We start from the raw sequence: 8,900 nt of genomic DNA, 5'->3' as shown, positions 1-8,900 counted from the left end.
AACGATTAAACCGTTGTTCCCCTGTAAAATACAGGTTAACAACGGCTGCTTAGAAAGTCTTTTTTATGTGTGTCTACTTGACAGGGTTAAGACCAGTATAGGCAGCCTTTAGAGTTTTTTATGTAACGAACTCATTCGTTATATAAGAGTTCATTATATTTCATCAGGTGATTGTTAATTCCTTTTTCTTTCAGGTAATCAGCATAGCCAGTTAGTGCATGATAATTTTTCACAAACACTCAAATTGCATTTATTAATCGTTAAAGCATTTACCAGAATCAATAGATGTAAATATTCGAGAGTAAACATCGTCAATTGCATTTTTGTTTACTTTGTCAATATCATTTGCACAATATTGATTTTTCCCTTTCCCAAATGGGTAACCTATTGAATATGGTGGGTTTCTTAAATTAGGCGCATCTTCGTAGGTAAATTGTTCATCTACAAATGCTATGTATGATTTTTTTGATTCAATAAAGAAAAACGGAATATCGGAATGTTTGTAAATATTTGCATATTTACTGTTGGAAGCTTCGGAGAGATGTTCCTTCATAATAAAAACGGCATCAAATTCTGACGAAAGTTTTTTGTCTTCCTCTATTTTTTTTAAACTTATTTTTTTGAATTTCACATTCCCTTCTCTTACTTTTGGAAAATTACCTATAACACCAATAATTAATTTTTTACCATCATAAACAGATGAGTAAACGGTTTCAGAATTACAACCAGTAAACATGACTAAGATTAGCAGTAAAACAGGAAAAAACTTTTTCATTAAAATAGACCCCTTTTATGTATTTATTTGGTTAGTTTTTATGTAGAAACTACCAGCATCTCCCACAAACTTATTATACATTGAGTATCCACTCCTGTGACTTGGGAAAATTACGTCTATTTTATAAATGCCCTGTTATTAAAGTTGTTGATTTTTACTTTTCATGTAAATTGATGATCCTAATACCAGGAAATGGCTGTCTCATAAATATTGAGACCGCTCTTTTTTAATTTGATATGGGTAGATTAGCAGTAATACGAACAAACTATGTCATTTGTTGATAAAGTTGTGAAATTTATTGATATAGTCATTATTTTTGTTGATAAAATACCGAAATTTGTTGATATAACTTTGATTTTTATTGATAAATCGTTTCTTCCTATTTCTCCTATGTTGAAAAGGTAAATTATGGGTAACCTAACAGTGTATTTTTAATTTATTGTTCATTTTAAGTAAGATATTTAAATATAGGACGTGAGAATATGTCAGAAACAGATATGTCAAAATACGAGAAGAAAATTGAAGTGCGAAATATACGTATGGATGATATTGCTGAAATTATGAAATTATCAAGCCGTTGTTTTCCAGGTATGGAGGGTTGGAAGCGGGAGCAATTAGAAAGTCATATTCGAATTTTTCCTGAAGGACAGTTTTGTGTTGAGTATGAAGATAAAATTATCGGCTCCTGTTCAAGCTTGATGGTTGATTTTGATGAATATGATGATCAACATACATGGAACGTCATTACAGATAATGGTTATATTACGAATCATGACCCTAATGGGTTTAATTTATATGGAATTGAAGTGATGGTTGACCCGGAATACCGCCGGATGAAAATAGGTCATCGTCTTTACGAGGCACGAAAAGAGCTAGCTCGACAATTGAATCTTCAAAGTATCATTATTGGTGGCCGAATTCCAAATTATCATAAACATAGAGAGGAAATGTCACCTCGTGAGTATGTAGCTGCAGTAGAGAAACATAGTATATATGACCCTGTTTTGTCATTTCAATTAATGGAAGGTTTTACAATTAAACGTATTAACACACGTTATCTTCCAGATGATAAAGCATCGGACTCCTTCGCTACTTTGATGGAGTGGAGTAATATTGACTATCTTCCTAAATCCAAGCGTGTTTATCGTGCGTCATTCCCAGTTAGAATATGTGCTATACAATACATGATGAAAAAAATCGATTCATTCTCTGATTTTACGAAGCAAATTGAATATTATGTTGACGTCGCCGCTGATTTCGGTTCGGATTTTGCCGTTTTCCCAGAACTGTTTACAACTCAATTAATGTCTTTCCTTGAAGAAAAACGGCCTGATCAAGCTGTTCGTAGACTAGCTACATACACTGAACAATACATCGAACTTTTTACAGAACTTGCCGTACGATACAATGTCAACATTGTCGGGGGATCGCATTTCGTTGAAGAAGATGGAAATATTTATAATGTGGCGTATCTATTTAGAAGAGATGGCACGATTGAAAAGCAATTGAAGATACATGCAACTCCTAATGAAAGAAAATGGTGGGGAATCTCAGAAGGAAACGAAATACATGTATTTGACACGGACTGTGGTAAAATCGCAATACAAATTTGTTATGATATTGAGTTTCCTGAACTTGCTCGTATAGCCGTAGATCAAGGAGCAAATATCATTTTCGTACCATTTTGTACAGACGATCGCCAGGGGTATCTCCGAGTTCGTTATTGTGCTCAAGCAAGAGCGATTGAAAACCAAGTATATACTTGTATAGCAGGAACGGTAGGAAATTTAACTCACGTTGAAAACATGGACATTCAATACGCACAATCCGGTATCTTCTCCCCTTCAGACTTTGGTTTTGCAAGAGATGGAATTGTTGGTGAATGTGATGCGAATGTTGATACTGTCGTTGTTGGAGATGTCGATCTTGAAAAATTAAGACGTTCTCGTAACACAGGTTCCGTCCGACAATTACGCGATCGACGACGCGACTTGTATCGAATTGAGTTCAAAAACTTAAAATTAGAATGAAGTAATAAACAAGAAGCTCAGTCTATATTTCTAGACTGAGCTCTTTATGTTTGTCTTCAAGAAAAAATAGGATTTAAAAATTCACTCTATTTCATGGAAATATTTTTCTTCATAAAAGCGCAAAAAAGTATACGATTTCGACAAATTGTGATATGTTTACTATATAATTAGATTATTCAGAAATAATTATGTATTAAGAATTTCTAAACAGATTTATTGATTATATTTATTTCTACTACTATCTTTTAAAATTAGGAGTGATTATTTTGGAATTCAACGATGTTTTACATGGTCACAGATCGATACGAGAATATGAGGATAAGGAAGTTAGTCAAGAACTATTAGATCAAATATTAGATGCAGGTATTCGCGCTTCATCAAGTGGTAATATGCAATCTTATTCCATAATTGTCACGAAAGACAAAGAAATTAGGAAGAAATTATATTCTGCACATATGGAACAGTCAATGGTTATTGATGCACCAATCCTTTTAACGTTCTGTGTAGATTTTAATCGAATGAGAAAATGGCTTACACTTAATGATGCACCAGTTCATTTTGACAATTTCATGAGCTTTATGATTGGGGCAATTGATGCTACTTTGGCATCTCAAAACTGTGCTCTAGCAGCTGAAAATGCAGGGCTTGGGCTTTGTTATATGGGCTCTACGCTAGCAAATTGTAATCAAATTGGAGAAATTCTTAACTTACCACCAAATGTTGTACCAATCGTAGGTTATTCATTAGGCTATCCAAAAGAAAATCCTGCCCTACGTGACCGTCTACCAAGGCATGGTCTTGTTCATTATGAACAATATAATGATTATTCGGATGAAGAAATTCTTGAAATTTACAATGAAAGAAATGAAAAAGGATGGCAACGTTATATGGACGTTCCAAAACTGAAAGAAATGACAGAACGACTTGGATTAAAAAATCTTGCACAAATTTACACGATTGCAAAATATACGAAAGAATCTCATCACGAATATTCTCAAACAGTTCTAAATTACTTAGAGAAACAAAATTTTATGAATAACAAATAAGTTTCTATTAAAAAGGTCGAATTCCAATTGATGGAGTTCGACCTTTTTACTTTTTTACGATATAAATATTTTCAAATCCGTATTATTTAGTTAAATAAACATATAAACTAATATCTTCTTGCTTAATTTTATAGTCACTAAATTCCGTTTCATTTATAAAAATTTCAAAATCTTCTTTTGTATAAGCACCTTTTTTCAAGAATGTTTTGAAAGCATATTTTACAAAATACTTATCAAAGCCTTTCATTTCAGTTTTAATCATTTCATTTTCTATATCAGCAGCCGTTGAATTATAATTCATATCAATAATAAGAGCTGTTCCGCCCGGTTTTAATACCCTATACATCTCAGAAATTGCCTTTACAGGCTCTTTAAAATTCTTAAAGGCAGCACTGCAAACTATAAAATCAAATGTATTTTCTTCACATGGTAGATTTGATGCATTTCCTTCTTTAAAATCAACTGAAACATTTGCTTCTTTTGCGTTATTTTTTTCAATCGTAACAAAATCAGGGCTTATTTCTACACCTGTAACTTCAAAGCCCATCTTCGCAAGTTCAATTGATAAATACCCTGGACCAGGTGCAATTTCTAAAATCTTTGCTTCTTCTTTGACTAATGTTTTAATTTCATTTGCATATTCTTGCATTTGAGTCATTCGGCTTTTTCGTGAATTTTTATCATACCATTTTGCAGTTAATCCATATATACCAACGTCTTTTTTCTTTCGCATATTTTTCATAGTAAGATCCACCCATCTCTTTTATATAAATAACCATACTTTTTTGTATAAATAAATACTCCAACTTTAAAGTAGTTTCCATTTCTTGTACAATAAGGTTGTAAACACCTCTAACATCGTTAGCTATCTAACAACGTTAGATTATCATCTAACACCGTTAGAGTCAATGGATATTATTATATTTTTTTGGAGAGATTTTATGGCTATTACTAAAGAAGCAATTGTAAGCGCATCACTTGAAATATTAAATCGTGATGGAATAAGTAATCTATCAATGCGCACATTAGCAAAAGAACTTGACATTAAGGCTGCATCCTTATATTGGCATATTAAAGATAAACAGGCTCTAATTGATTTAATTGCTGAGAACCTTAATAATGAAATCGTCCTACCTGTAGAAATTGATGATGCAAAAGAAGCTTTAACTGCCCTCGCCTTAGAAGTCCGTAGAGTATTACTAAACACAAGAGATGCGGTTGATGTTTTTGCACAGTCAATGCCGATGACACCAAGTAGATTAAATGCAGTAAAATTCACTTTATCAACTTTAAGTAAATACGGTGTTTCTGATAAAAACTGTGTAGTTGCTGGCAATCTTTTTAACAATTATGTCCTATCCTTTGTGGCAGATGAATATCGTGCAAAGCAATTCACTTTCTCATTTGAAGAAATTACTGCTTTTACTTCATTTTTAGGTGAGCAGTATCATTTTGGTTTTGATTTCGAAGAACAATTTCTATATGGATTAAGGGTACTATTTGCCGGTTTACTTACAGAATAAGTAAAAAAAGTCACATCTTACTTTGGAAGTTAGATGTGACTTTTTTGTTATTTATGAAATTTAAACCTTATATGTATTACTAAACCTCAAAATATCTCAATCCCACTCCAAAACAGTTTTTCTGTATCCGTAAAACCCTCTAAATTTAATCGGTTTGTAGTATTGTTGAGATGAACTTGATGCTAACAGATCGATGCGTGTTTTAGGATATAGTTCATGTATATGTTTTAATAACTTTTTCCCAATCCCTAATCCTCTATACTGTTTGTCGATTAATAGTTCTGAAACATATAATGTTATATTTCCATCTGTTAAACCTCTAATATATCCAATGATTTGATCATTCAAACACGCGACAAATTTAACGTTTGAATTTTCCCAAGCCTTCTTTGTATCTTCTTGTTTTTCAACGAGATTATTCCATTCTTCGCTACTATTTAAATTATGTATTTGAGTAAAGTCAATTTCATTATATGGTCGGATTGTTACATATTGCCTAATTTTCAAATCTAATGTCATTCTATTTGACCTCGCTTCACCTAGACATTACAATTTTTGCAAATTTGTTAAAGCGATCTATTCATTACTTAATTTTATGACTGGTTTCCCCTCCTTATCTAACAATGGTGTAATTCCTCCTGCATAGCCGTCCCAACTAAATAAGTAATGAACACCTGTTTCTCTATCTTCTAATATTTTAATGCCAGACAATTTTCCTTCTTTATAAACTACATTAAATCTATTTTCATCATCTTTCCTAAACAAGTAGATTGCCTCCCTAATTTTTTAAATTTTGACCAAGATTTAGTAGCCTTGACGATCATTATTAATCAAAACGTACTGTATCAAAACCGTCTATAATATCTTCTAACTCAGTTTGAAAATTTATTTGTACAGGTGCTGGAATTTGCTCCATCCATTTTTTTATTTCTGGCAACTCTTCAGCTTCCTCAATACTCTTTGGTTTTTGGTCAAGATTCGTCCACCAATTTTTTAATTCATCGATAAATTCATAGAAGTAGCGTTCAAATCTTTCTGCCCATTCTGCTCCCTCATCATCTGTTGTTTTTTGCATCATATCCCATGCTTCCATTGCTGTTTCGAAGTATTCATCAATCTTTTTCATTTGTTATCCTTTCTTGGTAGCTCAGCAAAATACAGGAACTACCCCACACTTTTATATTAAACCAATTTTTAAATATTTGTGGAATTACCCACACATTTTTGTTTAGAAATAAATTTTAAAATTTTGGACGATCATTATTATGTGTCTGTCTAATAACTTCTTCATGTAATTTTTGACTATCCGATTTATCTGGTGCTGTTGTTCCAAACTTTTTTTGCATGAAGAAAGCAAATGCAATTGCAACAATGATAATTCCCCAAAATAAATAGCCGAATAGTGTCATACATTCCCTCCTAAAATATTTGTTTCTTAACTTCTGAACACTCTATGAGTATTCTATTACCTTCTTATCGCTTTTTACGTACTTATGATTCCTTTATGAGCTCAAAATCCGGTTTATGAATTAAAAAAATCGACGAAACGTCGATCACTTTATTACACAAACCAACTATTTTTATTTTAGATAATCCTTTGTACAAGTTCAATTAAACCAGGAAGTAATATCAATACTACACTGGAAGAAACAAATAGTCTTGTAACTTTAGTAGGTAATTTTTCCTTCCCTTTTCCATTGTACCATCCACTAAATTGTATGTAGTTTCGATATAAGACAAAAATTAAAACAAGGATACCTATTGAACTCCACCAACCAGAATTAGTTAGATCCACACCAATAGCTACATATACTTTTGATAAAATCGATGAAAATATAGAACCAAGTAATCCGAAAATCAGTATAATTCTAATCATTTCTAGTAGTAAACCAAATGATGCTGATAATGCCCTCATGTAATACCTCCACTTACTTTTATAAATTCTTTTGTAAATTATATTCAATATTTGATAATTTTTTCCTTTCTAAAATAATGCTTATTTTCCACTTATTAATGTAATTTAACAATTTCTATAAATAGATGGAATGATGTTCCATTGAAAATTCTGGCTAAAATTTATATCATCAAAGGAGTTTAGCCCATGGGTTACAGTAGAATAGTAATTGTCGTACCGTCTATATCACTAGTAGTATGCATTACTTATTATTAAATTTTATTGACTATCACCTATTAAATGATTTACTAATTTTCGATTGATGTTCTTGGAACTGGTCACTAGAAGTTTAACCCATTAAGTGAAATGGAAATCGCTTTTTAAAAATTGATCGTTCATTCATTCAAAACATGAATGAATACCATAAATCATTATCGTTGGTCGTCCTAGGCCGTTAGAGGAAATTGGTGTTTTTAATGGAATTAATACAAAATTGATTAAAATTTTTAAGGGCGCATTTTTTCGTCCTTATTATTATTTAGAAAAAAGTATAAGGGATAAAACCCGATATTTTTAAGCTCAAACTTTCAAAATTTCTTATATTTATTTTACTAATAAAAATGTTAAATTCCTCCTAAGGAATAAAGTATAAATAGATAGAAAATACTATTGAAAGGTTTTAAAGGTTTTAGGGGGGATACTTTGCTTAGTCTAGTCGTAAAATCTATACCCAACTTACTTACAATCGGAAACTTATTATGTGGTGTTCTCTCTATTACGTTTAATATGAGTGGTTTGATTGTTATATCTTCTATTTTTATTTTCATTGCTGCTATTTTTGATCTTTTGGACGGTAGAGTCGCAAGAAAACTAAAAGTGAATAGTGAATTTGGGGTAGAATTGGATTCTTTAGCTGATATTGTGAGTTTCGGAGTTGCCCCTGCTCTTTTGTTTCATTCCATTTCAGCCCCATCAATTTTAACCTCTCTTGCGTTTATACTTTTTCCAACGATGGGGGCCTTAAGATTAGCAAAATTTAGTGCCAAACCAACTATAGGGTATTTTAAAGGTTTACCTATTCCAGCCGCTGGATTACCTTTAGCAGGAATGGGAATGTTTTTATATAGTAATGCATGGATTACTTTAATTCTCGCTTTCTTAATGGTTAGTCCAATCAGGTTTAAAAAACTATAATAATCACAATAAAAATGCTATTACCTTTGTAGAGGAAATAGCATTTTTAATTTTTATATAAATAATTGTTCCATTTTTTAACTAAATGAACTGATTGCGTTTTTTAAAGTGTAAAGTTTAGCTGTAAAAATATAAAGTTCATTATAATTATGATTAATATATTCATCTATAATGCTTATTCCTTTTATAAAATTATCAATTAATAAATATGTATATTTTCCATCCCAGTCAAATCGATTAATTCTGATTAGTTCGTCTGCTAATACTTTAAACCTAAATTCTTCAATTAATAGTTTTATTTGAAATATTTTATCTTTATTATTGGTCGATGTATATTTACTATTTTCATAACTTTTATGTACTAATTTAATAAAATCATTTATATCTTCTGCTAACATATTCGCTTTAAGCATCTCAAATTTCATTTCTCCATCCCCT

Annotated in this window: 12 protein-coding genes; 4 read left to right on the top strand and 8 right to left on the bottom strand. The window is 31.3% G+C overall.

Annotated elements, in window-relative coordinates; all coding sequences use genetic code 11:
* Positions 1-253: 253 nt before the first annotated feature.
* On the bottom strand, positions 254-775 hold the full coding sequence (locus ACFCYN_RS24280; RefSeq protein WP_172444486.1) for a transcription elongation factor GreAB: 522 nt from the start codon (positions 773-775) through the stop codon (positions 254-256).
* Positions 776-1,257: 482 nt separating this feature from the next.
* On the opposite strand from ACFCYN_RS24280, the gene ACFCYN_RS24275 reads away from it, so the two are divergent.
* On the top strand, positions 1,258-2,805 hold the full coding sequence (locus ACFCYN_RS24275) for a bifunctional GNAT family N-acetyltransferase/carbon-nitrogen hydrolase family protein (protein WP_172444485.1): 1,548 nt from the start codon (positions 1,258-1,260) through the stop codon (positions 2,803-2,805).
* A 266-nt stretch (positions 2,806-3,071) separates the two neighbouring features.
* Positions 3,072-3,851: a nitroreductase family protein gene (locus ACFCYN_RS24270; RefSeq protein WP_375952495.1), complete on the top strand. Its 780-nt coding sequence runs from the start codon at positions 3,072-3,074 to the stop codon at positions 3,849-3,851.
* A gap of 82 nt (positions 3,852-3,933) precedes the next feature.
* Here ACFCYN_RS24270 and ACFCYN_RS24265 read toward each other — a convergent pair whose 3' ends face one another.
* Entirely contained in the window at positions 3,934-4,593 is a 660-nt protein-coding gene (locus ACFCYN_RS24265; RefSeq protein ID WP_375952492.1) for a class I SAM-dependent methyltransferase, read from the bottom strand.
* Between the two features lie 199 nt (positions 4,594-4,792).
* On the opposite strand from ACFCYN_RS24265, the gene ACFCYN_RS24260 reads away from it, so the two are divergent.
* Positions 4,793-5,374 (top strand): TetR/AcrR family transcriptional regulator C-terminal domain-containing protein, encoded by a 582-nt coding sequence (locus tag ACFCYN_RS24260; RefSeq protein WP_375952491.1) that lies wholly within the window; start codon positions 4,793-4,795, stop codon positions 5,372-5,374.
* Positions 5,375-5,470: 96 nt separating this feature from the next.
* Here the strand turns inward: ACFCYN_RS24260 and ACFCYN_RS24255 are convergent, their stop codons facing one another.
* The 5 genes from ACFCYN_RS24255 to ACFCYN_RS24235 form a co-directional block, all read right to left on the bottom strand.
* Positions 5,471-5,893 carry a GNAT family N-acetyltransferase gene (locus ACFCYN_RS24255; protein WP_375952488.1) on the bottom strand — a complete coding sequence of 141 codons (423 nt, stop codon included), beginning with the start codon at positions 5,891-5,893 and terminating at the stop codon, positions 5,471-5,473.
* Positions 5,894-5,950: 57 nt separating this feature from the next.
* Positions 5,951-6,139, bottom strand: a complete 189-nt coding sequence (locus tag ACFCYN_RS24250; protein WP_375952485.1) for a DUF6440 family protein — start codon at positions 6,137-6,139, stop codon at positions 5,951-5,953.
* Positions 6,140-6,200: 61 nt separating this feature from the next.
* Positions 6,201-6,500: a hypothetical protein gene (locus ACFCYN_RS24245; RefSeq protein ID WP_172444479.1), complete on the bottom strand. Its 300-nt coding sequence runs from the start codon at positions 6,498-6,500 to the stop codon at positions 6,201-6,203.
* Positions 6,501-6,615: 115 nt separating this feature from the next.
* Positions 6,616-6,783: a hypothetical protein gene (locus ACFCYN_RS24240; protein WP_172444478.1), complete on the bottom strand. Its 168-nt coding sequence runs from the start codon at positions 6,781-6,783 to the stop codon at positions 6,616-6,618.
* A gap of 176 nt (positions 6,784-6,959) precedes the next feature.
* Positions 6,960-7,289 carry a hypothetical protein gene (locus ACFCYN_RS24235; protein ID WP_375952483.1) on the bottom strand — a complete coding sequence of 110 codons (330 nt, stop codon included), beginning with the start codon at positions 7,287-7,289 and terminating at the stop codon, positions 6,960-6,962.
* A gap of 681 nt (positions 7,290-7,970) precedes the next feature.
* On the opposite strand from ACFCYN_RS24235, the gene pssA reads away from it, so the two are divergent.
* Positions 7,971-8,462 carry a CDP-diacylglycerol--serine O-phosphatidyltransferase gene (pssA, locus tag ACFCYN_RS24230; protein ID WP_172444477.1) on the top strand — a complete coding sequence of 164 codons (492 nt, stop codon included), beginning with the start codon at positions 7,971-7,973 and terminating at the stop codon, positions 8,460-8,462.
* A 77-nt stretch (positions 8,463-8,539) separates the two neighbouring features.
* On the opposite strand, the gene ACFCYN_RS24225 is transcribed toward pssA, so the two are convergent.
* Positions 8,540-8,900: hypothetical protein (locus ACFCYN_RS24225; RefSeq protein ID WP_375952480.1), on the bottom strand; the 361-nt coding region annotated here is incomplete at its 5' end.

The organism is Gottfriedia sp. NPDC056225 (assembly GCF_042267765.1).
In the GTDB taxonomy this organism is placed as follows: domain Bacteria; phylum Bacillota; class Bacilli; order Bacillales; family Bacillaceae_G; genus Gottfriedia.
This window is presented reverse-complemented; position numbering and strand designations above follow the sequence as displayed.

Coding starts and splice junctions, on each gene's coding strand:
- ACFCYN_RS24245 (WP_172444479.1), bottom strand. CDS start 6,500: ATGAAAAAGATTGATGAATACTTCGAAACAGCAATGGAAGCATGGGAT.
- ACFCYN_RS24280 (WP_172444486.1), bottom strand. CDS start 775: ATGAAAAAGTTTTTTCCTGTTTTACTGCTAATCTTAGTCATGTTTACT.
- ACFCYN_RS24235 (WP_375952483.1), bottom strand. CDS start 7,289: ATGAGGGCATTATCAGCATCATTTGGTTTACTACTAGAAATGATTAGA.
- ACFCYN_RS24255 (WP_375952488.1), bottom strand. CDS start 5,893: ATGACATTAGATTTGAAAATTAGGCAATATGTAACAATCCGACCATAT.
- ACFCYN_RS24265 (WP_375952492.1), bottom strand. CDS start 4,593: ATGAAAAATATGCGAAAGAAAAAAGACGTTGGTATATATGGATTAACT.
- ACFCYN_RS24260 (WP_375952491.1), top strand. CDS start 4,793: ATGGCTATTACTAAAGAAGCAATTGTAAGCGCATCACTTGAAATATTA.
- ACFCYN_RS24240 (WP_172444478.1), bottom strand. CDS start 6,783: ATGACACTATTCGGCTATTTATTTTGGGGAATTATCATTGTTGCAATT.
- ACFCYN_RS24275 (WP_172444485.1), top strand. CDS start 1,258: ATGTCAGAAACAGATATGTCAAAATACGAGAAGAAAATTGAAGTGCGA.